The sequence below is a fragment of the Polyangium jinanense genome, assembly GCF_028435365.1.
The window spans coordinates 244,540-268,007 of sequence record NZ_JAGTJJ010000003.1 but is presented as its reverse complement, the minus strand read 5'-3'; the positions used below and the strand labels follow the sequence as shown (position 1 = coordinate 268,007).

Here is a 23,468-nt window from a genome sequence, read left to right as displayed (position 1 = left end):
CGGAGCCTAGCGTTCTTCCGGGCAAGATGCGACGAGACAGAGCCGCGCCCGGCCGTCGTGCTCGTGCGTTGTGTCCAGCCGGCCGCCGAGCAGCGTCGCCGCAAGGTGGACGCAGTAGAGCGAAAGCCCACGCCCGTACGCCGCCTGGATGTACCGCCGACGTTGCGCCGGCGGCGCCCCCGTGGGCGGCGGATCGACGTGGTGCTGCGATCGCGACGCGTACCGGACCTCGACCCGCGCCTCCGTCCCCTCCCGCGCCGCCGTCACCACGAGGCGCGTCCGCGGCGCCGCACGCTCGATCCCGAACGCGATGAGGTTGTCGATCGCCCGCGCGCAGAGCCCTCGATCACACCGCACGATCACATCGCCCTGCCGCAGCCCCGCATCCAGCACGAGTTCGACCTCGGCCGCCGCAGCTTGCTTGGCGAGCCGCCCGATCGCCTCTCGCCCGACGAGGACGAGATCACTCGCCGTGTTCGCGCCCGAGGAAGGCCCGCCCCGCCGCGCCATGAGGTCGATGTTGCCGGCGAGGCGCCGCAAGACGTCGCAGAGCATCTGCGCATCGGCGAGCGCCTCGGCCGTCTCCGTGCTCGTGCCCGGCGCGAGCGAGCTTTCGAGGAAGCTCAGGTTCGTGATCAGCGCGGCAATGGGGTTGTTGAGGTCGTGGGCCATCACGGCCATCAGCTCTTCGAGCGACGCATCACCCCCCAGATCGGCCATGGGCGGCCACGATACCGCGATCCGCCGCGCTGAGCACGGAAACGGTGTGGGGCCTTGGAAAAAGTCTCACAAGGCGAGGACCGCGACCTCCCCACGTTCGGCGACGCGGGCCGAGATCAGCGTGAGGAGGCTTTTCCGGCGTTCGTCGAGGTCCACGAGGGTGCGCGGCGAGACGAGCCAGGTCTCGAACGGGCCCGACGCGAGGAGGTCCCGCGCATGGTCACGATCGAGCGCGAGGAGGGCCTTTTGCAGGCCGCGCGGGAAACGCGTGACGGGGCGGAGGCGCGAGAGCAGGACGTCGAGGGCGCGGGGATCGACCTTCGACGGGAACGCGGCGGCATTGTCGGTGAGGAGGATCGCCTGGGCGACGTCGTCGAAATGGACCGAGCGGCGAAGGACGTGGCCGGCGAGGTAGTCGAGGACGAGGGTTTCGATGTAGTCGGCGAGAAGCGAGGAGTTTTCGCCAGGGTGCGGGTCGGGCGAGGCGGCCCAGCGGGCCCAGGTTTCGGCTTCGAGGGAGTGGTCGAGCGTGACGTCATGGCCGGCCGGGAGGGCCCACGCGCCCGGGCCGTCGCCGCGGCCGGCGGCAAACATCAAGGCGTCGACGGTGCCGTCGTTTTGCACGGCGGCGTGGAGCGCGAGGTAGTCGCGTAGGTCGCGCTGGCCCGCGAAGAGGGCTCCGAGCTCGCCGGTGCCGATCCGCCGGAAGACGGCGGCGGGGACGACACGCATGCCGAGGGCCCGCGCGAGCCGCTCGAACGCGAGGCTCCGCCGATACGCGATGGGGTTTTCCGTGAGCGCGAGCTGAAGCAACGCGGGCGCAGGTCCGGGCGGGTTTTGTCGTTCGATCGTGACGCGAAACAGCCCCGGCCGGTGCCAGCCGACGAGGGAGACCGAGGCGAGCGGGGCGTGCAGGAGCTCGCGCCGCACGGGATCGGCCTCGACATCGAGCTCTTTCGGCGGGGGTCTTTTCTCCGCGCTGGCGGCGGGCGCGGCGCTCGCGACCGTCACGGCGGACGACGCGGCGTTCGCGGACGGCGGATCCGGCGGGTCCCGCCCACAGGCCCCGAGGACGAGCGCCGCCGCGGCGATCCGCGCGAGCGCGCCGTCCGGGGGGATCATGCGAGCACGCGCTCGCGCAGAAACCGCTGGATCCGGTCGCGCACGAGATCAGGGCGCTCGATGGGCACGGCGTGGGAGCCGCCGTTCACCATGAGCAGCTCGCCGTGCGGCAGCGCGGCGGCCATCTCCTCGGCGTAACGGGGCGGCGTGAAGGTATCGCGATCCCCCGCGATCACGAGCGCCGGCACGGCCACCTTCGGCAAGAGGTCCGAGGCCGAATGATCTCCGGCGGACCTGAGCATCCGCAGAAACATGGACACGTCGATGTCGACCATGTGCTTGAGGTACGGCATCACGTCCTCGGGACGGATCGACCGATCGATCTCCCCCGTCAGCATCGCCAGCCTGAGCGCCGCCTCGGCCGGCACCCGTCCCCAGAGCGCCCGCACGATCTCCGGGTGGGCGTCGACGCGCGCGATGAGCTTCGGCAGCATCTGCGCGAGCACGTCGGTGCCCTTGAACGTGTGGGTGATCCGACCCGGCGCGCCGCAGATCAGGACGAGCGCGCGCACCTTCTCGGGCCGGAGCCGGTAGGCTTCGAGCAAGACCTGGCAGCCCATCGAGTGGCCCACGAGCACGACCTCGGGGTCGCCGACGGCGCGCCGGACCGTGTCGAGGTCGTGGGCGTGGTCGATGAGCTCGATGCGCTTCGGGTCGGCGGGCAGGCTGCTACGGCCGTGGCCGCGGTAGTTCCAGTGGGCAACGCTGGCCACGGAGGAGAGGTCGTCCCACAGGTACTTCCAGATGAAGCCATCGCAGGCGATCCCGTCGGTGAGCAGGACCGTGAGATCCGAGGGGCCCCGCCTCCGCCGCACGAAGAGGCGTGTCGTGTCGGGTGCAAGGGCGAACGAGGCGGTCTGGGGGGCGCTCCCGCTCGAGGGAGGGGGCAAACTGCTCGTCGTCAATCGCCGAGATCCTCTTCGCCTTCACCGACTTCGTTCACGCTCGGCAGCTTTTTGATCTCGAGCCGGGCGAGTTTCCACGCGCGCTGCACCACCCACGACAAAGACCGATCGAGCCGCGCCGCTTCTTCCTTGATCTCCTGGAGCATCGACTCCGGGAAGTAGAGACTTTGCTTCCTTTTGTCGGTCTTCGACGCCTCGTTGTTCTTCGCCAGCGTGTCTTTGTCGTTCATGGCTCCCCGAAGGCGTGAGCTAGAGCTACAAGGGAATACCTTAGCGCACGCGGGATGCACGAGGAAGCATCGCGGGAGCAAGCTCACGCTCTGGCCGTGGCCCTCCCCACATTGAAATCGTCGAAATCTTAGCTTCCGCCGAACCCCCGTCCGTCCACGCACGGACGCTCCGCTCTCGTCAGCCGGCATGGTAGGTTCGCTTCATGTCGGGCGATTTCGTGCTCGTCGTAGATGCGGATCTCTCCGCTTACCGGGCGCTCGTGGAAGGGCTGCCGTCCGATACGTACGATGTCGTCTCGGTCGCCACGGCGCGCGCCGGATTCAACGTCGCCTGCGTACTCGAACCCCACGTGATCGTGGCCTCGCTGGACTTGCCCGACGCCGACGCGCTGGAGCTCGCTTCGGTGATCCGCGGCCACGATACGCGCGTCGCATACACGCCGCTCGTCGTCCTGACCGAGTCGGACACCGAAGCCACGCGCCTCGCCGTGCTCGGCAGCGGCGCCGACGTCGTGCTCTCCGCCCCCATCGATCCCGTCGAGCTCGTGGCCCAGGTGAACGCCATGATCGCCATGGGCGAGCGAATCCGCGAGCTCGAACGTGGCCAGTCGCTCCTGCCGCCCGCGAGCGACGGCGAAGCGTTCGCGGTGCTCGGCGATCCGACGAAGATGTCGATCGCCAGCGTGCTCGGCGCGCTCGAGCTCGAACAACGAAGCGGCGAGCTGCGCTTCTCCGGCGCCACGAGCCCGAGCCGCCTCGCCATGTACATCGCCTCCGGCGTGATCGTGAGCGGGACGCTCGATCAGGCGAGCATCTCCCCGCTCGAAGCCCTGAAAGCAGCGCTCACGTGGTCGGGGACACAGTTCGGATTCGTGCCCCGCGAGCCGATGCCGGCGCCGCCGGGCGCGCAGCAGCTCGGGGCGCTGCTCATCGCGGCGTTCAACGAGACCGCGCCAAGTGATCGGCTGGCGCAAGAGATCGAGGCGAGTCAGCGGCTCTTCCGCGACACGGCGTCGAGCCTGAAGCTGACGGAGTCGATCGCGGGGCTGCGCGCGGCGGCGAGCCTGCGGTTCGGGGAGACGGCGTCGGGGCTCCGGCTGGAGGATACGGCCGCTGGGAGGCGGTTTTTGCGCGATACGGCGGCGGGGCTCCGGCTCGGGAGTACGTCGGCGGGGGCGCGGGTCTCGGAGTCGGTCGCGGGGCTCAAGCTCGGGGAGGCGGCGGCCGAGATCCGCATGGGGAGCATGACGAGCGGCAAGGTCTCGTCCCCGTCGAGTCCGGAGATCGTGCTCGCGCCGAATCCGGAGGTCGCGCCCGCGCCGGGTCCGGCCGAGCTCACGAGCACGCTGACGAGCTTCGATCAGCGCACGACGCCCACGCCGGCGCTGCCCGACGAGGAGCGGACGAGCACGCGCATGCGCGCCGCGAAGCCCGACCTCTCCGCCGAGAAAGCGGCCATGCGAGGCACGCTCCGCGGGCTCGAGGTCGAGCAGGTGATCAAGTCGTCGCGAGGTGGGAACTAGGCGATCGCGGCAGGCTCGACGATCCGGCCTGCGATCGCGCTCGCGGCAACGACGAGCGGGCTCGCGAGGTAGACCTTCCCGGGGCCCGAGCGGCCGGGGAAGTTGCGGTTGATCGCGGAGACCGTGACCTCGTCCGCCGTGAACGACACGCCCGGCCCCGCCTTGATGCAGGCGCCGCACGAGGGGTCCACGAGCTCGGCGCCGGCGCGCTGGAAGATCTCGATGTAGCCCTTCTGCTCGGCGTAACGGCGGATGTCCTGGGAGCCGAACTGGATGTAGAGGTGCACGCCCTCGGCGACGCGCTTTCCTTGCTCGACCGCAGCACGCAGGACCGCGGCGTACATGTCCATGTCCGCCTTCTTCCCGCCCGTGCACGAGCCGCCGTAGGCCACGTTGATCTTCACGTCGCCGCCCGCGACCTCGGCGAGCGAGCGCAAGGGCACGCCGTTCCGCGGATCACCCGGCGTCGCGACCATCGGCTCGATCGCGCCGAGGTCGATGTCGAAGACCGCCATGTACGTGGCGCCCTCGTCGGCCCGCACGATCTTCGCGCGCACGGCGTCCGCGTCGAGGCCACGTTGCTTGACGAGGTAGTCGACCACGACCTCATCGGCCTCGATGATCCCCGTGAAGCCGCCTGCCTCGACGGCCATGTTCGTGAGCGTCGCGCGCTCGTCGAGCCCCATCGCGCGCACGCCCTCGCCCGCGAACTCGAGCACCTTGCCGATGCCCTCGCCGCTCTTCCAGAACGGCTGCGAGAGCAGGTAGAGCATCACGTCCTTGGCGGTCACGCCGGGGCGCAGCCTCCCGTGCAGGTTGAAGCGCGCCGACTCGGGCACGGCGACGCGGATGTCGCGCGTGAGCCAGGCGTTCGCCATGTCCGTCGAGCCGACGCCGAACGCGAAGCAGCCGAGCGCGCCGGCCATGCACGTGTGCGAGTCCGTGCCCGCCACGACCTCTCCGGGCAGCGCGATCTCCTCGATCACCTTGTTATGGCAGATCGCCTCGGAGCCGACGGTCTTCCCGTCCCGTACGACCTCGCCGTACAGCTTGACGCGATGCTTCTGGGTGAACGTCTCCTGCACCGTGGCGAGCGAAGCGGCCTGCTCCTTCAGGCCCATCTTCTTGTGCGCCTCGGGCATCACGAGGTCGAGGAACGTGAGGTGATCGCGGAACGCGTACACGCTCTCCGGCGCCTCCACCTTCGCGTCGGGCCCGAAGCCCGCGCGGAAGAGCGACTCCGCCATGGGCGTGACGTACTCGTGCGAGAACCGGACGTCGGTGCGCACGAAGAGCGAGTCGCCGGGCTTGACCGAAGGGACGCCGATCGCGCCCGTCTTCGCGTCGACGATCGCGCGCGAGGCGATGATCTTCTCGCAGAGCGTCATCGGCCGCGGCGGCGTGTCGATCGTCGGCGGCGAGACCTCACCGGCGAGGCGCGCCTTGTTGTACGTGAAGAGGCCGCCGTACTCGACGACGTCGCGGCTGATCGGATCGAGCCCGCGCGTGAACTCCGCGATCGGGATCTCCTCACCCCGGCGGACGCGGTCGAGGATGCCGAAATCCGTGGTCGTGAGCAGGCCGATGTTCTGGCAGTTCTGCCCGTAGATCTTCTCGATGCTCTTCGCGACGACGATCTGGATGCCCGCCTCGCGCTCGGAGTACGGCGCGGTCTCGCGCGATGATCCGCAGCCCTTCGAGCGGCCGCTGACGATCACGCCGAAGCCGCCGTTCTTGATGCTGTCGCGCTCGATGAGCCCGCCGCGCAGGCCGACCAGGCAGTACCGGGCGAGCGTCTCGTCGTAGTAGTAACAAACCCAGCCCGGCGTGAGCTCGTCGGTCGAGATGTTGTTGACGAGGGCGTGGCGCTCGGGGTCGAACTCGATCGAGCCTCCGGCGAGCTGCGCGCGAAGCGTCTCGGGATCCTCGGTCAGGTACAGGATGCGTCCGCTCGGGCGGACCGATGTGCGACGGGGGATGGGCATGTTCCTCCTCGACCCTCACGGCGAAAGAACGGGACCTCTAGCGCCGACACGGTGATTTATCCCGATCCCGAGGCCGGATCCAATGCGGACTTTCCGCAAATTTTTCGCGCGACTTGACGCGTCGTGGCACGACCGGACCTACCACCCGCCGCAGTCGTCGAAACGGATTCCCTTCAGCCACTCCCACCCGAAGCGGCCGCGACCAACCTCCACGAACACGTCCTGCCCCTCGTGCAGCGACGTGAAGACCTCGCGCTGCACCGGCAGTTCGACGGGCGCGGGCTCCTTCGGCAAACCGACGAGGTGCACGAAGTACGACGTGCTCGTCTTGTACGACCGTGATCCCTTCGAGGCGACGCGCGCCCCGAGGCAGATCGGGAGATCCGCGTCCATGCGGCCGTTCATCGCGATCGCCGCGCCCGCGCCGGAGAGCGGCATGGCGAGCAGCAGGAAGCAGAAACACGCGCCGAAAAGGCGGAAGCTCACGGAACGGCCGCGGACGAGCACGCCCACGAGCGGGAGCGCGCAGAGCCACGCGACGAACCCGAGCGCCGCGCCCACGATCGTCGCGCTGCTGCCGAGCGGGTAGTACGCACCACGCGCCCAGGAGAGCAGGTAAAACCCGACGAACGCGAGCACGGCCGACACCACGGCCGCGATCGGCCCGGCGAGCCAGAGCGGCGGCGGACCGGGCCTCGCGCTCGGCGCCGGCAAGGCCTCGGCGATCGCGCCGAGCTCGCCACACGCCACGCGCAATGCGTCCGCATCGAAGCGCTCGCCCGCGTCCCGCACCGCGAGCAGCTTGCCGCCGCCGTCGAGGATCGCGACGGCCGAGAAGCCCGCGTCGAGTAGCGCGAGGACACGCTGCCGCACGCGCGCTTCGCCGAGCACGCGCTGCACGTCGAAGTCCGGCGCGTCCGACTCCACGTACACGGCCGCGTCGAACGTCGCGTCGCCCGTCTGCACCTCGCGGTTGATCCGGAGCTTCTTGCCGAGCATGTCGACCGACGTCTCGCGCCGGATCACGATCGGCAGCCGCGCCTCGGCGCCTCCGGCCGTGGCCTCGATCTCGAGCTCCGCGCGCCCCGCGCGCCCGTGCCGGAGCCGCAGCATGAACGGCTGCTCGTTCGCCGTGACGCGCAGCGCGCTGCCTTCGTTCTTCGCGCCGAGGGCCGTGCCGAGCGCGAGGAAGCGTCGGTCGAGCTCGGCGCGCTCGGCGTCCTGCTTGCGCCCGAGCCCCAGCAAAACGAACACGAGGACGGCCGCGAGGCAGAGGCAAACGACGAGGGCGACGGCAAGCACGAGGACTATCCTAGCGTGGTAACCTGCCCGGGATGACCGACGAATTCGACCTCGTGGTCCGCGGCGGCGACGTCATCGACGGCACGGGCAGGCCACGCTTCGCGGCCGACGTCGGCATCAAGGAAGGTCGCGTCGCGGCGCTCACGGTTCCCGGCGCGATCACGGGCACGGAGACGCTCGACGCCCGCGGATTCGTGGTCGCGCCCGGCTTCGTCGACATCCACTCGCACGCCGACTGGCTGCTACCGCTCGCCGATCACGGCGACATCCTCGCGCCGATGTTGCGGCAGGGCGTCACCTCGCTCGTCGTCGGCAACTGCGGCCACTCGCTCGCGCCGGTCACCGAAGATTCCACGCGCCTCGCCGACGCATCCTCGGAGATCCTGCGCGACCGCGCGTTCCCCTACGCTTGGCGCTCGACCGCCGAGATGCTCGACGCGATCGAGGCGCGCGGCGTGGCCTTCAACGTAGCGTTCCTCGCCGGGCACGGGACGATCCGGCAATCGGTCATGGGCAACGCGCCCCGCGCACCCAAGGCGGACGAGCTCGATGCGCTCCGGCGCGCGACGCGGGATTCGCTGCGTGAAGGCGCCTTTGGCCTCTCCGCGGGCCTCGCCTACAAGCCGGGCGTGTTCGCGCAATCGGACGAGCTCGCCTCCCTTTGCAGCGTCGTCGCCGAGGAAGGCGCGATCTTCACGGTGCACGGCCGCGCCTACGTGTGGATCTCGCCCTTCTACAAGCCGATGCTCCTCGGTGCGCCGCACAACGTGCGCTCCGTCGACGAGCTCGTCACGGCGGCGAAGCGCGGCGGCGCGCGCCTCCAGCTCTCGCATCAAATCTTCATCGGCCGCCGCACCTGGCGCACCTACCCCACCGTCCTCCGGCGCATCGAGGAGGCCGTCGCATCCGGCGTCGACGTCGCCTTCGACGCCTTCCCCTACACCGTGGGCAACACGACCATCAACGCGATCTTGCCCGCGTGGGTGCTCGACCATTTCGAGGAGCGCATCCGCGACCCCAAGGTCCTCGCGCGCCTCCGCCGCGAGTTCGCGATGTTTCGCCTCGCGCTTGGCCTCGACTGGTCCGACATCACGGTCACCTGGGGCGGCGGCAAACCTTCGCTCGAACCGCTCGAAGGCCTCGACATCGCCGCGATCGCGCGCCGCCTCGGCATCTCGCCCTTCGACGCGTACGTCCACGTCTCGCGGGAAAGCTCGGGCTCGGCGCGCGTCCTCATCGGCACCTACTCCGGCGACGACACGCATGAAGAGCCGCTCCGCGCCGTCCTCTCGCACCGCCTCTGCGCCTTCGAGACCGACGCGATCCTCACGCGCCGCGGCCGCTTCCACAACCCTGCCTCCTTCGGCACCTTCCCGCGCGTGCTTGGCCGCTACAGCCGCGATCTCGGCCTCTTTTCGCTCGAAGAGGCCGTCCGCCGCATGACCTCCTTCCCTGCCGAGCGTATCGGCTTGCCTGGCATCGGCCGCCTCGCGCCTGGCTACGCGGCCGACCTCGTGCTCTTCGATCCGCGCGTCGTCGGCGAAGGCGGCCCGAACGCGCCGCCCGTCGGCATCGACAAGGTCGTCCTCGGCGGCCATGTCGTCGTGGATCGTGGCGTCACGCGCCTCGACCGGCCGCGCGGTCGCGTCTTGCGGCGGCGCTAGTCGGATCGTGCGGAACGTCTCTCCCGGCCTGGCGAAGGCCTGCTAGAGTCCGGCGCTCCCTGCGCATGGCTCGCGGGGATTTCCGACTCGACCGGATGATTCGTTCTCCCCGCACCCCTGTCGCGATCCTGGGCGCTGGCCTGACTGGCATGTCGGCGTCGTTCCACCTCGGCCGCGCGGGCGCCTCGCATCGCATCTTCGAGCGGCTCAGCCGACCGGGCGGGCATGCGATCACCCTGGAGGACGAGGGCTACCGCTTCGATCGGACGGGCCACCTCCTGCACCTGCGCGACCCGGATCTACGCGCGCTCGCGCTCGGCTGGATCGGCGACGACTGGGTCGAGGTCGAGCGCCGTTCGCGCATCTGGTCGCACGGCACCTACACCCGTTATCCCTTCCAGGCGAACACCTATGGCCTCCCGCCCGAGGTCGCCTACGAGTGCTTGCACGGGTTCGTCCGGGCGTACCATAACCCTGACAAACCTGCACCGAAAAACTTCGAGGAATTCTGCCTCCAGCATTTCGGTGAGGGAATCAGCAAGCATTTCATGATCCCCTACAACACGCGGCTCTGGGGCGTCTCGCCGCGGGAGATCACGGCCGCGTGGTGCTCGCGGTTCGTGCCTTTGCCCAAGCTCGAGGACGTGCTCGCGGGCGCGGTGGGCCTGAACGACCGGGAGCTCGGATACAATGCGCGGTTCGTCTATCCACGGCTCGGCATCGGCAAGCTCGCGGAGGGCATGGCGAAAAACCTGCCCGCGCGGATCGAGCTCGGCCGTGCGCCCGCGTCGATCGATTTCGAGGCGCGCGAGCTCCATTTCGAGGACGAGACCGTCCCGTACGACGTGCTCGTCTCCACGGCGCCCTTGCCGGTGCTCGTCGAGCGCCTCGCCGGCGCGCCTCGGAACGTCGTGGAAGCGGCGCGGCGCCTGCGCTGCACGCACCTTTATTACCTCGACATCGCGCTCGACGGCCCTTGCGGCGAGCCGCTCCACTGGGTGTACGTGCCCGAGGAAAAGTATCCGTTTTACCGGGTCGGCTGTTATTCGAACTTCTCCGATGCAATGGCCCCGCCCGGCAAAGCGAACCTCTACGTCGAGCTCGCGGACCGCAGCGAACCCGACCTCCCCTCGCTCTTGCCCCGCGTCGCCGAGGGCCTCACGGAGATGCGGCTCATCGATTCGCCGAAGCAGATCCGCTTCGCCCGGGTGCGCCGCATCGACCATGCGTACGTGATCTTCGACCATGCGTATTTCGAATCGCTCGAGGTCGTCTTGCCGTTCCTCGAAAGGAACGGCATCGTGACCGCGGGCCGGTACGGCGGATGGAATTACTCGTCGATGGAGGACGCCCTGCGTTTCGGCCGTGAGGCCGCGGCGAAGGCGGTCTCCTCGCTCGGCGAAAGCGCGGCGAAGGAGCCGTGAGCCCGATGGATCCCCGGATATCGATCGTCATCCCGGTCTACAACGAGGAGGCCATTCTGCACGCCGCGGTCGTCGACCTGCGCGAGCGGCTGCGCCCCTTCGATTGGTCCTACGAGATCGTCCTCGCCGAGAATGGCTCGCGCGACCGCACGGTCGAGATCGCCGCCGAGCTCGCCGCGAAATACCCTGAGGTCCGCTTCTTCTCGTTCGGCGAGCCGAACTACGGCGGTGCCCTCCGGCGCGGCATCGTCGAAGAGGCACGCGGCGAGATCATCATCTGCGACGAGATCGACCTCTGCGACGCCGATTTCCACAAGCGCGCGGTCGAGCTGCTCGAAGCGGGCCGCGGGGTGGACATGGTGATCGGCTCAAAGCTGCTCGACGGATCGGCGGACGAACGCCCGCTCGCTCGGCACGCGGCCAGCATCTTCTACAACGGCCTGCTCCGCGTGACGCTCGGCTTCCAGGGCACGGACACACACGGCCTCAAGGCGTTCACGCGGCGAACGCTCCTGCCGATCGCCCGCGCGTGTGTGGTCGAGAAGGATGTCTTCGCGAGCGAGTTCGTCATCCGCGCCTACCGCGCGGGCCTGTCGATCCAGGAGATCCCCGTCCGCGTGAAGGAAAAGCGTCCACCCTCGATCAACCTCGTCAAGCGCGTGCCGAACGTGCTGAAGAGCCTCGCCAAGCTCACCTGGGCGATCCGGATCAAGGGCTAGTCCCCGCGCCGAGCGAGCCCGTCGCGCGCCTCTGCGACCCTCGCCGCGGCGTGCTATGACGCGCACCATGCCGCGTCCCGTCAACAGCTCCCGAAAGGTAGAACCTCGACGATCCGACCACGACGTCGACATCGTCGTCATCGGCGGCGGCGTGAACGGGACGGGCGTGGCCCGCGACGCCTCGATGCGCGGCCTTCGGGTCGCGCTGCTCGAGCGCAACGACCTCGCCTTCGGCGCGAGCGGCAACAACAGCGGCCTCATTCACGGCGGCCCGCGGTACATGCTGAACGACCCGAACGTCACGGCGACCTCGTGCCGCGACTCGGGCTACATCCAGCGCATCGCGCCGCACATGCTCCACCGCGTCCCGTTCTTGATGCCCGTCGAGAACAAGGGCCGCGCGAAGATCATGTTCGCCCTCATCGACGCCTTCTTTGAGGCGTACGACCGCTACCAGCCCCTCAAGCGCGGCAAAAAGCACGCGATGCTCACGGCAGAGGAGATGCAAACGCTCGAGCCGGGGCTGCGCGGCAACATCGTCGGCGGCATCAGCTTCGATGAGTGGGGCATCGACGGCGCCAGGCTTTGCGCGGCGAACGCCGTCGACGCGGGCGAGCGCGGCGCGCGCATCCTCGTCGGCTGCACCGTCGAGCGCATCGAGCGGCGCGAGGACACGGGCGAGGTCGTCGCCGTGCACTACCGCGACCGCCGCACGGGCAAGACGGGCAAGCTGCGCACGGGCACGGTCATCAATGCGACGGGCGCGTGGGCCCCGATCACCGCCTCGCTCGGCCGCATCCCGCCGACGCGCGCGCGCGTCCGCCCCGGCAAGGGCATCCACATCGTCTACGACCGGCGCCTTCTGAACTACGCCGTCGCCGCGCAGACCATCGACGACCGGCAGATCTTCGTCGCGCCCTGGCAGAACATGACGATCGTCGGCACGACCGACGACGACTTTTACGGCGACCTCGACCAGGTCCGCGCGACGAGCGAGGAGGTGCGTTACCTCGTGCAAGGCGTCGCGCGTGTCTTTCCGCAGATCCACACGGCGCGCGCGATCGGCACCTACGCCGGCGTGCGCCCCACGCTCTACGCCTACGGCCCGCACGAGGATCAGCTCTCGCGCGAGCACCAGATCATCGACCACGCCGCGCACGACGCGCCCGGCGTCTACTCGATGGTCGGCGGCAAGCTCGCGAGCTATCGCATCTTCGCCGAGGAGATGACCGACATCCTCGCCGCGCGCTTCGACATCGGCGCGCGCTGCGCCACGCACGAGCGCCCGCTGCCGGGCGGCGACAAACCCGTCGACGCGATCGCGCTCGCCGCGCGCATGGAGATCGATCCGGTCGCGGCGCGACGGCTCGTGTTCCGTCACGGCTCGCGCTCGCTCCACATCGCCGAGCGCGTGCAAGAACGGCCTCGCGAGGCGGTGACGGTCTGCGCGTGCGAGCCGGTGATCGAGGCCGAGGTCCGACACGTCGTGCGGACCGAGTGGGCCCGCTCGGTCTCCGACGTCTCGCGCCGGACACGCCTCGGCCTCGGCGCGTGCGGCGGCATGCGATGCGCGGCGCGGTGTGGGCAGATCGTGGCGCAGGAGCTCGACCTCTCGCCGCGCGAGGGCCTCGAGCAAGCCGCGCGTTTCCTCGCGCGCCAGGCGCAGACGCGCGCCGTCGCGCTCGGACCCGAGCAGGCGCAACAGGAAGCGCTGGCGATCGCGGCGGTCCGCGCCGAGCTCGGCGTCGACGTGCGCGACCTCGAAGAAGGCGAGGCCGCGTGAGCCGCCGCGTCCTCATTCTCGGCGCGGGCGTCGCTGGCCTCTCGGCTGCGTTTGCCGCGCGAAACAGTGGCGCCGACGTCATCCTCGTCTCCGCCGGCGCGGGCGCGAGCTCGCTCGGCGGAGGCGCCGTCGACGACGTCCCCTGGGAAGAACGCATGCACGCGGCGCGCGTGCTCGGCAGCCCGATCGAGCTCCACAGCTTGCCTGCGGACGTCGCCGCGTTCTCGAACGCGCTCGGGATCTGGGACCTCCCGGATCGGGCGCCGCCGCCGTTCGTCGCGACGATCGCGGGCCGCCTGCGCCCGGCGCGTGGCCGCGACAAGGGCCTGCTCGATCTCGGCGCGCTCCACGGCAAACGCGTGCTCTTGCCCCGCGCTCCACGCGCCGGCTGGGATGCCGATGCCATCGCCGCGACGCTCTCCGACGACCCGCTCGCGCGCCGCACGGGCCTGCGCTTCGAGGCCATCGACACGCCGATCCTGCGCTTCGCCGACGAGGCGCGTATCTCCGACGGCGACCTCGCGGCGCGGCACGACGATCCGGCGCGGATCGCCTGGCTCGGCGAGCGCATGCGCGAAGCGCTCACATCCGACGCGCGCGTTCATCCGGACGAACCCGCCTCCGCCGTGCTGCTCGGCTCCTGGCTCGGCGCGCGCGCGGCCCGCGCGGAGGAGCTCTCCGAACGAATCGGTCTTCCCGTCGGCGAAGTGCTCGTCGGCGTGGGCTCCGCCGCGGGCCTGCGCTTCGAAGCGGCGCAGAAGAAATTCCTCGACGCGCTCCGCGTGCAGCGCATCGCCGATCGCGCCGTATCGCTCGTCCGCGATGGCGATCGGATCCTCCTCACCCGCGCGCGCGACACCGCGAAGACCGCCGCGGACGCCGCCGTCATCGCGATGGGCGGCGTCGCGGGCGGCGGCATCGTCTACGATCCGCCCGAGCACGACGCCGGCGAAGATCTCCCAGCGCGTGGCGCCATCCCCTTCGCGCTCTCCATCGACGCGCCCGTCGCGCTTGCGCTCGGCCGAGGCCCGCTCGACGTCGTCGCCTCCATGCACGGCCCCGAGCTCGATCAGATCGCGTGGCCCAAGGACGCCGCGCCTTCCGCGCTCGAAGCCGTCGGCGTGCATGCGCCCGGCGGCCGCGCGGCGCCCGGCATCTTCGTCGCGGGCGACGTCCTCGCGGCTCGCCCGCGCACCCTGCTCGAAGCTGTCGCCTCGGGCCTGCGCGCGGGCCGCGCCGCCGCTCAGCCGGCCTAACGCGGCGCTGCGCCGAGCCGCTCGATCAGCATCTTGTAACCCGTCGCCAGCACGAAATCGGATCCCTTCGTCGGGTCCGTCGGCACGTCACGCGCGGGCCCCGTATCGTCTGCGGTTGCTCGTACGATCGGCCCTCGCGCCACGTTCGTGTTGGCGGTCCCGCCTCCTGCTTCCGCGGGCAGATGACCGTCGAGATCACTCTCGCGCACCACCTCGCCTGGTTGCAACGGCCGACTCGCCTCGACGCGCACGTCGGGCTGGATCCCTTGCGCCTGGATCGATCGACCGCTCGGCGTGTAGTACCGCATCGTCGTCAGCCGCATCCCCGCGCCGCCTGGCAGATCGAAGATCGTCTGCACGCTCCCCTTACCGAACGTCGACGACCCGATCACCGACGCGCGGCGGTTATCCTGCAGCGCACCCGCAACGAGCTCCGACGAGCTCGCGGAGTACTCGTTCACGAGCGTCACGATCGGCAGGTTCGCGAGCGCGCCGCCGCCGCTCGCCTTTGCCTCGTCGATCACCTTGCCTCGATGCCGCGTCGTGTAGATGACGCCCGTATCGAGCATCTCGTCGGCCACGGCCTCGGCCTCGTCGACGAGACCACCGGGGTTGTTCCGCATGTCGAGCAGCACGCCGCGCAGCGGCCGCGAGCTCTCGGCGCGCAGCTTCGCCGTCACGCGCAGCAGCTCTTCGTGCGTCCCGGCCTGGAATTGCCGCAGCTTCACGTACGCGATGTCGCTGTCGAGCCGCTTGCCCACCACGCTTGCCACGTGGATCTCCTCGCGCGCGAGGTCGAGCTGGATCGCCTCGGACACACCTTGCCGACGCAGCGTGATCCGCACGCGTGATCCTGCCGGACCGCGCATCAGCCCGATGATCTTCTCGAGCCGCTCGCCGCGCACGAGTTTGCCCTCGATCGCCACGATCTCGTCGCCTGCCTTCACGCCGCCCCGCGCCGCGGGCGAACCTTCCATCGGCGCGAGCACGATCACCCGCTCGTCGCGGAAGTCGACCTCGACGCCGATGCCGCCGAATTTCCCCTCGGTGTCGCTCTGGAAGAGCGTGTACTCCTGCGGGGTCATGTACGCCGAGTGCGGATCGAGCTCGGCGACCATCCCCTTGATCGCCCCCTCGACGATTTTATTGCGCTGCGCTGGGTCGACGTAGTGGTTCTCGACGAGCACGAGCACCCAGGAGAGCTGGTCGAAGGGGTCGTACGGGCTACTCGACTGGTTCCTCGCGTGTACGGCCTGGCTCGTCACCGCGCCACCGGCGAAAGCGGCAAGCACGAGCCCGGCGGTCCGGAGCCATCGGGGAGCGGACATGCGCATGCTCCGACCATAGCAGCCCGCGGCCTGGATCACGGCCCGGCTTACGGAGGCCTGGAGCCGGGAGAGGGCCCCCCGTTCGTGACGCGCGCCGGCCTGGGGTAGCAACTTCCAGGCGCCCGGTTGAAAACCTCGTCCCAAGCAACGGCGCGTTGCTTTGTCCAACCGGCCATGTTCGGTTATGTTCGCGCGCCTGAACGTGGCTCGGGGCGCTCATCGGGGAGACCGTCGGGGGCACGGCCCGTGGGCCTTGCCTCCCGGCGATCCCTCGCTCCCGGCCACGGGCCTCGGGCACATCGCACCTTCGCGCTCCTCGTCGGACTCACGGATGTCGTCCGTGGTCCGACCGTGGCGGGACCCGCCCAGGGCGCCCTCCCTTCGTTTCACGCACCAGCGAGCCTTCCAAGATGGGCAAACCGACGGATCGTGAGCTCGTGGAGCAGGCACGCGCCGGGAACGCGCAAGCGTTCGGGACGCTCGTGCAGCGTTACCAGCGGCGCATCTTCCGCCTCGCGTTCCACCTCGTGCGTACGGGCGCGGAGGCAGAGGACGTGACGCAGGAGACCTTCGTCCGAGCCTACCAGGCGCTCGACCGCTTCGACGGCCGCAGCGAGCCATTCACCTGGCTCTACCGCATCGCCGTCAACCTCTCGCTCAACACCATCCGCGCTCGCAAGCCGAAGCGCGACGCGGTGCCCGCGGACGACCCGCGCATCGAGCCGCTCCTCGCGGAGCATCGCTCGTCGCACGGCTCGGATCCGGCGCGGATCGCGCAGGAGCGTCAGCTCACGAAGGCGCTGTGCGAGGGCATCGACAAGCTATCGGACACACTGCGGACCACGCTGGTCCTCGTGTGCATCGACGGCATGGGCCATGAAGAGGCAGCGCGGGTGCTCGATTGTCCCGAGGGCACGGTCGCCTGGCGCGTGCACGAAGCGCGGCGCAAGCTGCGCGAGCACCTCGAAAAGCAAGGGTTTGGAGGGGACGCGGCATGAGCCCCCAAGACAAGACCGACAAGACCGATCTCGGTTCCAAGGTCGACACGCTCCTTGGCTCCTGGCCTGCACCGCACCTGGATGATGCGGCTTGGGAGGAACGAGCGGCTTCGATCGTCGCGGCTGCACAGGCCGCTCCGCGCGTGGACGACGCGCAACTTACGGCGCTGCTCGCGCCGCCATCGCTCTCGCCCGAGGCGGGAGAGGCAGAACGCTTGGTAGCTTCGGAGGGCCCCGCGCGGCCTCTCCTTTCAGGAGAAAGAACGATGTCTCAGCAGGATTCGAACTCCGGGTCGTCAGCCAAACCCCCGGAGAGCATGCCCATGAGCGCCGCGACCTCCAAGCGTCCGTCGCTGAAGGAGCTCGCCGCGCGGGCCAGCCAAGCGGGTGCGTCCCGCCCGAGCATCCCGGGCTCGATCCCGCCGGCATCGATCAGCAAGCCGCCGTCGGAAGCGCCGCCTCCGCCCGTCTCGCGCACGCCGCTGCCCTCCGCGCCTCCGCCGAGGCTCTCGGAAACGGGCAAGGAAGACTCGGGCGTCGTCGACCTCAACGTCATCAACAAGACGGCGACGGCCGAGCAGATCGCGGCCGCCGAGAAGGCGAAGCCCGCGACGCACGACCTTGCGTTCGAGGGCGACGAGAAGGTCGCCGCGGCGAGCGCGGGCAACGTGAAGAACCTCGCCGAGGCGCGCGAGAAGAAGGCTGAAAAGAAGGGCGGCGGCGCGACGTGGGGCATCCTCGTCGCGGTCGTCGGCATCGCCGCGGGCGTCGCGATCGTGATGCGTGGTCAGTCGCCGAAGCAAAACACGACGACGGCGAACGTCGGGCAGGAAAAACCCCAGGTCGCGGCCGAGGCGCCGAAGCCGGTCGAGCAGAAGATCGCCGAGGCACCGCCGCCGGCGTCGACGGGTTTGTCCTTGGACTCGCTGCCGACGGAGACCGCGGACGCGCAGAAGCCCGCACAGCCGACGGGCGGCGGTGCTGCGGCCGATTCGAAGGTCGCTGCGGCCACGCCTCCCGCGGGCGGCGCGGAAGCGCAGCAGGCGCCCGCCGCTCCGGCCGGTCCGGCCCCGACGATCGGCGCGAAGCCCGGCGATCTCGCGGGCGCGATGGCGCAGGCCGTGGGTGGTTCGGCCGAGAAGAACGACGGCACGGGTGAGATGGTCCCCGCGGCGGGCGGCAACAAGGGCGGCAACCAGACGATCCCGGAGCAGCCGTCGCAGGGCTCGGTTGCAAGCGCGATCGGCGCGGTGATGCCGGGCGCGAAGGCGTGCGTCGCGGGCGCAGACGACGTGTCGCGCGCGCAGATCACGTTCTCGTCGAGCGGCACCGTGACGAACGTCAGCGTGACGGGCTGGGCCGCCAGCAACGGGCAGAGCGGGTGCGTCAAGGCTGCGCTGAAGGGCGCGAACGTCGGCCCGTTCTCGAAGCCCTCGTTCACGGTTGGCGCGACGATCCGGCCCTGAACGGCCGTACCGCGCCGGCCGGGCTCGGGCTTCTTGGTTCGGCCGGCGCTACGGATCGTGCGGAAAACGTGTGTCTTGCCTTGACAGGCGGGACCCTCCGAATAGACTCCGCCCCCCCATGGTCTCCGCAACGCAGCAAAGCAGCCGCATCCGCAAGCGGAAGTCGCGGCGCGCAGGCACGGCCCGCAAGCGCGATCTCCGCGCCCACGGCACGCCGAAGTTTCCGATCCACCTCGAGGGTTACGACCCGAACGCGCCCGATGCCCCCCGCACGGCGGCGAGCGCGGCAGCGAAGAAGTAGGTTTGCTCCATGGCCAATCACGCATCTGCCGACAAGCGCAACCGCCAGCGCATCAAGAGGACGGCCCGTAATCGTGCCGCCAAGTCCGCCCTCCGCACCGAGCTGAAGAAGGCGCGTGCGAGCATCACGGCCACCCCCGCGGACGCGACGAAGAACGTTCGTGAGGCCATCGGCGCGCTCGACACCGCGGCGCACAAGGGCACGATCCCCCGCAAGCGCGCCTCGCGCCTGCAGGGCCGCCTCGCCCGCGCGCTGCACAAGGCCGGCAAGGTCGCCTAGACCCGCAGCTGATCCTCGGCCTCGGCCGAGCACGCATCGGACCGCTACACACCTCGAACATTCGAGGCGTGCGGCGGTTTGTTGCATTTTGTCTCGGAAAAACTGGCTCCCCTCCCCTCTCCCGTGAGGGAGAGGGGCTGGGGGTTTGCGGCAGAGGGGTTTCTTCTAGCCGCGTCGCCTAGTGCGCGTCGGCCCAGGTCGGCCCGGCACCCACGTCGACGACCAGCGGCACATCGAGCGGGAACACCGTCTCCATCACCTCGCGCACCTTCGCCTTCGCTTCCTCCACGCGATCCTCGGGCACCTCGAACGTGAGCTCGTCGTGCACCGTCAGCACCATGCGCGCGCCCGGCACCACGGGTTCGCCGAGACGAACCATCGCGAGCTTGAGCAGATCCGCGCTCGACCCCTGAATCGGCGTGTTCTGCGCGATCCGCTCGGCGTACGCGCGGCGGCCGCGATCCGAGCTGTGCACGTCCGGCACCATGCGCCGGCGGCCCAGCATCGTCTGCACGACCTGCGTGTGCCGCGCCTCCGTCATCGTGCGCTCCATGAACTCGTGCACGCCGCGGTAACGCTGGAAGTACGCGTCGATGAAGCGCGCGGCCTCGACGCGTGGGATGTCGAGTCGCCTCGCGAGCGCGGCCTCGCCCATGCCGTAAATCACGCCGAAATTGATGGTCTTGCTGCGCCGACGCATCTCGGCCGTCACCTCCGACGTCTCGACGCCGAAGATCTCCATCGCCGTGCGCGTGTGCACGTCCTGCCCCGTGCGGAAAGCGTCGACGAGCACCGGATCCTTCGACAGATGCGCGAGCACGCGGAGCTCGATCTGCGAGTAGTCGGCGGAGAGCACGACGAACCCCGGCGGCGCCACGAACGCGCGCCGGATCAGGCGGCCGAGCTCGGTCCGGATCGGGATGTTCTGCAGGTTCGGATCCTGTGACGAGAGACGGCCCGTGGCCGCGACGGCCTGGCTCCAGCGCGTGTGGATGCGCCCGGTCTCGGGGTGCACGAGCTTCGGCAGCGCGTCGACGTACGTGCCCTTGAGCTTCGCGATCGCGCGGTGTTCGAGCACGATGCCCGGCAGCGGGTGATCGTCGGAGAGCTGCTCGAGCACGTCCGCGTCCGTCGAGCGGCCCGTCTTCGTCTTGCGCAGGCTGCGGAGCTTCAGCTCGTCGAAGAGGATCGTCTCGAGCTGCCGCGGCGACGCGAGGTTCCACTCCTTGCCGGCCGCATCGTGCGCGCGTTTTTCGAGGACCGCGAGCTCCTTCGCCATCTCCTCGCCGAGCGACGCGAGCGCCTTCGGATCGACGAGCACGCCCGTGTACTCCATCTGCGCGAGCACCGACGCGAGGGGCAGCTCGATCTTCGTGAAGAGGTCCGTGAGGTGCGCGGCTTCGAGGCGCGGCGTCTGCTGATCGACGAGCGTGAGAACCACCTCGGGGAAGGCCGCGGCGTAGCCCGTCGCTTGCTCGATCTCGACGTCGTCGAGCGCGCGCTGCGCTTGCCCGCGCTTCTTCGGCGCGAGCTCCTCGAACGGCTGCATCTTCACGCCCGCGTCACGCTCGGCGACGTCGGCGAGCTCGTGCGATGCCTCGGAGTCGAGCAGGTAACTCGCGAGCATCGTGTCGAACGTGATGCCGCGGAGCGAGAGGCCATGGCGGCGCAGAAGAACGTCGACGAACTTCAGATCGTGGCCGAGCTTCGTGATCGCGGGGTCCTTCAGGATCGGACCGAGGACCGAGGCGACGTCGGCCATGCCGACCTGCGCGGGGACGCCGAGGTAGCGATGGCCAATCGGCACGTAGACACTCTGGCCACGCTCGTACGCGAGCGCGAGCCCGCAGACGTGCGCGCGCATGGCCTCGCGTGAGGTCGCGTGGATCTCGATCGCGAGCTTGCCGGCCTTCTGCACCTCCGCAGCGAACGCGGTGAGCTCATCGCGTGTCGCGATCGCGCGCCTGCTGCCGCCCACGGGCGCTGCGGCGGGCACAGCCTTGATGAAGCGCGTGAAGCCGAGCTCCGTGAAGAGGGCCCGCAGCCGCGCGACGTCCGCGCCGCCGTACCGGAGCGCCTCGAAGTCGAAGTCGACCTTCGCTTCCATGTGCAAGCTGACGAGCTTCTGTGAAAGGCGTGCGTCCGCCTCGTGCTCGCGCAGGTTGTCGCGGATCTTCTGGCGCTTGACGCGATCGAGGCCCGCGTAAATCGCGTCGAGCGTGCCGAACTCCTTCAAGAGGTCCGCGGCCGTCTTCACGCCGACGCCCGGCACGCCGGGCACGTTGTCGCTCGTGTCGCCCACGAGCGCGAGCAGATCGCGGAGCTGCGTGGGCGGCACGCCGAACTTCTCCTCGACCTCGGAAGGGCCGTAGACCTTGTCGCGCCCGTCCCAGAGCATCACGCGATCCGCGTCGACGAGCTGCATCAGGTCCTTGTCGCTGCTCACGATCACGACCCGGAGCCCCTGCTCCTTCGCGCGCGCGACCGCGACCGCGAGCAGGTCGTCGGCCTCGAGGCCCTCGGCGATGTAGATCGGGATGCGGTACGCCTCGACGATCTCCTTGCAACGCGCCATCTGCACGTGAAGGTCCGGCGGCGGCGGAGGGCGGTGCGCCTTGTACCGCTCGTCGAGATCGTCGCGGAACGTGCGACCGGGCGAGTCCATCGCGACCGCGAGGAACGCCGGTTTGCGCTCGTCGACGAGCTTCGACAGCATGCTCACGGTGCCGTACGTGGCATGCGTGGGCTCGCCCGTGGGGCTCGTCAGGGGCGTCTGAATCGCGTGATAGGCGCGGAAGACGTACCCCGACAGGTCGATGATGTAGAGGACATCGGAAGCGCCCGGCGGCGGCAACTCGGCCTTGCGGGTGACCATGGGGCGAGCATGTAGCACGGCCGCGAGGCGGATTGGTCGGGCAGCCGAGCGCTACCGCTCGATGCGCTCGCGCGTCACCGTGACCTCGGCGTTGCCCTCGCCCTCGCGCGCGACCGACACCACGACGCGTGATCCGGAGGGCCCGCGGAGCCTCTGGATCGCGTCGGGGAGCGTCATCTCCTGGGCCGATACGCCGTCGATGCGGACGAGACGATCGCCACGACGGAGCCCTGCTTTCGCCCCCGGTCCGTTCTCCACGAGCGACGTGATCACGATGCCGCCAGGCGTGGGCGCGAGGATCGCGCCGATGCCCTCGAGCTCGCTCTCGCTGCCGCCGTCGCCGCGCGCGCGGAGCGTGATGTCCTCGCGGATGACCGACGCGCCGCGCGTGGTCAAACCCGGTACGATGCGGCTCTTGTAGCCGTCGCGCTCCACGCGCACCGAGAACGGCCCCGGCGGCACGCCCACGAGCGAGAACGCACCCTCCGCGTCCGTCGTGACGGGCGCCGCGATGTCGAAACCTCCGCCGCCCGCCATGCCGTCGAGGCGCACCGTCGCCCCCACGATCGGCTTGCGTGTCTCCTCGTCGCGCACCGTGCCCGAGAGCGTCGCCGCGCGCGGGAGCGCGATCCGCACGTTGCGCGCGGTTCGTCCGACCTCGACCTCCACGGTCTCGCTCTTGCCCGGCGGATGCGCCTCCGCGCTCGCGCCGAGCACGTACTTCCCGGGCGGGAGTTTTTCCAAACGGAACGCGCCTGCCGGATCCTCCACCGTCTTCGGCCGGCCACGCGCGCCGATGTCGACGCCCTCCGTGTTCGGCAAGAAGAGCTCGATCGTGAGGCGATACGAGGTCACCGCTGCGCCTTGCTCGTCGACGACCACACCCTCGATCGCGCCGCCCGCGCCGAGCTTCACGACGTTGTCCTTGCCCGCCTCGACACGGACACGCTCGGACGACGGATGCTGCGAGTGATGCGCGACGACCATGCAGCCCGAGGCCTCCGCTGGAAGCCGGAAACGACCCTCCATGTCGGTCGTCGTCGTGAGCTGCGCGCTTCGATCGTCGCAGCCGACGGCCGCGCGCCCGACCGGTTGCCCGTCCGAATCGAGCACGGTCCCGGTCACGTCGTCGTCGGCCGGCGGCTCATCTTCCTTGGCGATCGCCGGCTTCGACGTCGCACGTGGTGTAGGCGTCGTGCTCGCAGGCGCCGTCTCCACGGGCGTTGCGAGGGCCGCTGCCGTGGCGCGCGGGCGCGGCTGTCTCGCAGGTGGCGCGCCGGGGCTCGGCAGCACGAGCCACACGAGGAGCGGCACGGCCAGCATCGCGACGAAGGTCGCGAGCGCAAACGACCAGGCGCGCCGGGGCGCGGTCACGGCTCGACGCCCGGCCCCCCGCTGCCTGCGTCGGGCGCGGCGCTGCGGATGTCGTCGAGCTCGCCGCGCGATGTCTCGCCGGCAGGACCGAGCGCAGGCCCCTCGGGCTCCGCGGGCCACGGCGTCTCGCTGGAAGAGCCGCCGCAGCCGAAGAGCGAGAAGACGAGCAGGACGAGGAGGGATCGCGAACGCATGCGCGGACTATAACCGAGCC

General features: G+C 70.0%; 20 protein-coding genes. 10 read left to right on the top strand and 10 right to left on the bottom strand.

From position 1 onward, the window contains the following. Nucleotides 1–6 precede the first annotated feature (6 nt). From KEG57_RS10235 to KEG57_RS10220, 4 genes are all read right to left on the bottom strand, one after another. Entirely contained in the window at nucleotides 7–720 is a 714-nt protein-coding gene (locus KEG57_RS10235) for a sensor histidine kinase (RefSeq protein WP_272419493.1), read from the bottom strand. Nucleotides 721–786: 66 nt separating this feature from the next. Beyond that, on the bottom strand, nucleotides 787–1,842 hold the full coding sequence (locus tag KEG57_RS10230) for a hypothetical protein (RefSeq protein ID WP_272458411.1): 1,056 nt from the start codon (nucleotides 1,840–1,842) through the stop codon (nucleotides 787–789). After that, nucleotides 1,839–2,747 (bottom strand): alpha/beta fold hydrolase, encoded by a 909-nt coding sequence (locus KEG57_RS10225; protein ID WP_272419490.1) that lies wholly within the window; start codon nucleotides 2,745–2,747, stop codon nucleotides 1,839–1,841. The genes KEG57_RS10230 and KEG57_RS10225 overlap by 4 nt, the downstream gene beginning before the upstream one ends. Further along, nucleotides 2,744–2,977, bottom strand: coding sequence for a TIGR04563 family protein (locus tag KEG57_RS10220; RefSeq protein ID WP_136926995.1), 234 nt, complete (start codon nucleotides 2,975–2,977; stop codon nucleotides 2,744–2,746). Before KEG57_RS10220 ends, KEG57_RS10225 begins: the two co-directional genes overlap by 4 nt. A gap of 203 nt (nucleotides 2,978–3,180) precedes the next feature. On the opposite strand from KEG57_RS10220, the gene KEG57_RS10215 reads away from it, so the two are divergent. Beyond that, a complete protein-coding gene (locus KEG57_RS10215) occupies nucleotides 3,181–4,500 on the top strand; it encodes a response regulator (protein WP_272419489.1) in 1,320 nt (439 codons plus the stop codon). Here the strand turns inward: KEG57_RS10215 and KEG57_RS10210 are convergent. Continuing rightward, entirely contained in the window at nucleotides 4,497–6,485 is a 1,989-nt protein-coding gene (locus tag KEG57_RS10210) for an aconitase family protein (RefSeq protein WP_272419488.1), read from the bottom strand. The genes KEG57_RS10215 and KEG57_RS10210 overlap by 4 nt on opposite strands. A 138-nt stretch (nucleotides 6,486–6,623) precedes the next feature. Further along, nucleotides 6,624–7,787 (bottom strand): hypothetical protein, encoded by a 1,164-nt coding sequence (locus KEG57_RS10205; RefSeq protein ID WP_272419487.1) that lies wholly within the window; start codon nucleotides 7,785–7,787, stop codon nucleotides 6,624–6,626. A gap of 32 nt (nucleotides 7,788–7,819) precedes the next feature. On the opposite strand from KEG57_RS10205, the gene KEG57_RS10200 reads away from it, so the two are divergent. From KEG57_RS10200 to KEG57_RS10180, 5 genes are all read left to right on the top strand, one after another. Continuing rightward, complete coding sequence (locus KEG57_RS10200) at nucleotides 7,820–9,451, top strand: N-acyl-D-amino-acid deacylase family protein (RefSeq protein ID WP_272419486.1); 1,632 nt, start codon at nucleotides 7,820–7,822, stop codon at nucleotides 9,449–9,451. 65 nt (nucleotides 9,452–9,516) lie between these two features. Beyond that, nucleotides 9,517–10,875, top strand: coding sequence for a protoporphyrinogen/coproporphyrinogen oxidase (locus KEG57_RS10195; protein WP_272419485.1), 1,359 nt, complete (start codon nucleotides 9,517–9,519; stop codon nucleotides 10,873–10,875). Nucleotides 10,876–10,880: 5 nt separating this feature from the next. Beyond that, on the top strand, nucleotides 10,881–11,594 hold the full coding sequence (locus tag KEG57_RS10190; RefSeq protein WP_272419484.1) for a glycosyltransferase family 2 protein: 714 nt from the start codon (nucleotides 10,881–10,883) through the stop codon (nucleotides 11,592–11,594). A gap of 67 nt (nucleotides 11,595–11,661) precedes the next feature. After that, nucleotides 11,662–13,377 carry a glycerol-3-phosphate dehydrogenase/oxidase gene (locus KEG57_RS10185; RefSeq protein ID WP_272419483.1) on the top strand — a complete coding sequence of 572 codons (1,716 nt, stop codon included), beginning with the start codon at nucleotides 11,662–11,664 and terminating at the stop codon, nucleotides 13,375–13,377. After that, on the top strand, nucleotides 13,374–14,633 hold the full coding sequence (locus KEG57_RS10180) for an FAD-binding protein (protein WP_272419482.1): 1,260 nt from the start codon (nucleotides 13,374–13,376) through the stop codon (nucleotides 14,631–14,633). Before KEG57_RS10185 ends, KEG57_RS10180 begins: the two co-directional genes overlap by 4 nt. On the opposite strand, the gene KEG57_RS10175 is transcribed toward KEG57_RS10180, so the two are convergent. Further along, a complete protein-coding gene (locus tag KEG57_RS10175; protein WP_272419481.1) occupies nucleotides 14,630–15,961 on the bottom strand; it encodes a S41 family peptidase in 1,332 nt (443 codons plus the stop codon). The genes KEG57_RS10180 and KEG57_RS10175 overlap by 4 nt on opposite strands. A 410-nt stretch (nucleotides 15,962–16,371) precedes the next feature. On the opposite strand from KEG57_RS10175, the gene KEG57_RS10170 reads away from it, so the two are divergent. The 4 genes from KEG57_RS10170 to rpsT all read left to right on the top strand — a co-directional run bounded on the left by KEG57_RS10170 (nucleotide 16,372) and on the right by rpsT (nucleotide 19,005). Further along, nucleotides 16,372–16,959 carry an RNA polymerase sigma factor gene (locus tag KEG57_RS10170; RefSeq protein ID WP_153821614.1) on the top strand — a complete coding sequence of 196 codons (588 nt, stop codon included), beginning with the start codon at nucleotides 16,372–16,374 and terminating at the stop codon, nucleotides 16,957–16,959. 266 nt (nucleotides 16,960–17,225) lie between these two features. Then, nucleotides 17,226–18,425 carry a hypothetical protein gene (locus tag KEG57_RS10165; RefSeq protein ID WP_272458410.1) on the top strand — a complete coding sequence of 400 codons (1,200 nt, stop codon included), beginning with the start codon at nucleotides 17,226–17,228 and terminating at the stop codon, nucleotides 18,423–18,425. Nucleotides 18,426–18,543: 118 nt separating this feature from the next. Then, nucleotides 18,544–18,726 carry a hypothetical protein gene (locus KEG57_RS10160; RefSeq protein ID WP_272419477.1) on the top strand — a complete coding sequence of 61 codons (183 nt, stop codon included), beginning with the start codon at nucleotides 18,544–18,546 and terminating at the stop codon, nucleotides 18,724–18,726. Between the two features lie 9 nt (nucleotides 18,727–18,735). Further along, nucleotides 18,736–19,005, top strand: coding sequence for a 30S ribosomal protein S20 (gene rpsT / locus KEG57_RS10155; protein ID WP_272419476.1), 270 nt, complete (start codon nucleotides 18,736–18,738; stop codon nucleotides 19,003–19,005). Nucleotides 19,006–19,183: 178 nt separating this feature from the next. Here rpsT and polA read toward each other — a convergent pair whose 3' ends face one another. From polA to KEG57_RS10140, 3 genes are read right to left on the bottom strand one after another with little or no spacing between them, the layout of a single operon-like run. Next, nucleotides 19,184–21,880, bottom strand: coding sequence for a DNA polymerase I (gene polA / locus KEG57_RS10150; protein ID WP_272419475.1), 2,697 nt, complete (start codon nucleotides 21,878–21,880; stop codon nucleotides 19,184–19,186). 51 nt (nucleotides 21,881–21,931) lie between these two features. Continuing rightward, complete coding sequence (locus KEG57_RS10145) at nucleotides 21,932–23,254, bottom strand: carboxypeptidase regulatory-like domain-containing protein (protein ID WP_272419474.1); 1,323 nt, start codon at nucleotides 23,252–23,254, stop codon at nucleotides 21,932–21,934. Next, nucleotides 23,251–23,448: a hypothetical protein gene (locus tag KEG57_RS10140; protein WP_272419473.1), complete on the bottom strand. Its 198-nt coding sequence runs from the start codon at nucleotides 23,446–23,448 to the stop codon at nucleotides 23,251–23,253. Before KEG57_RS10140 ends, KEG57_RS10145 begins: the two co-directional genes overlap by 4 nt. Between the last annotated feature and the right edge of the window lie 20 nt (nucleotides 23,449–23,468).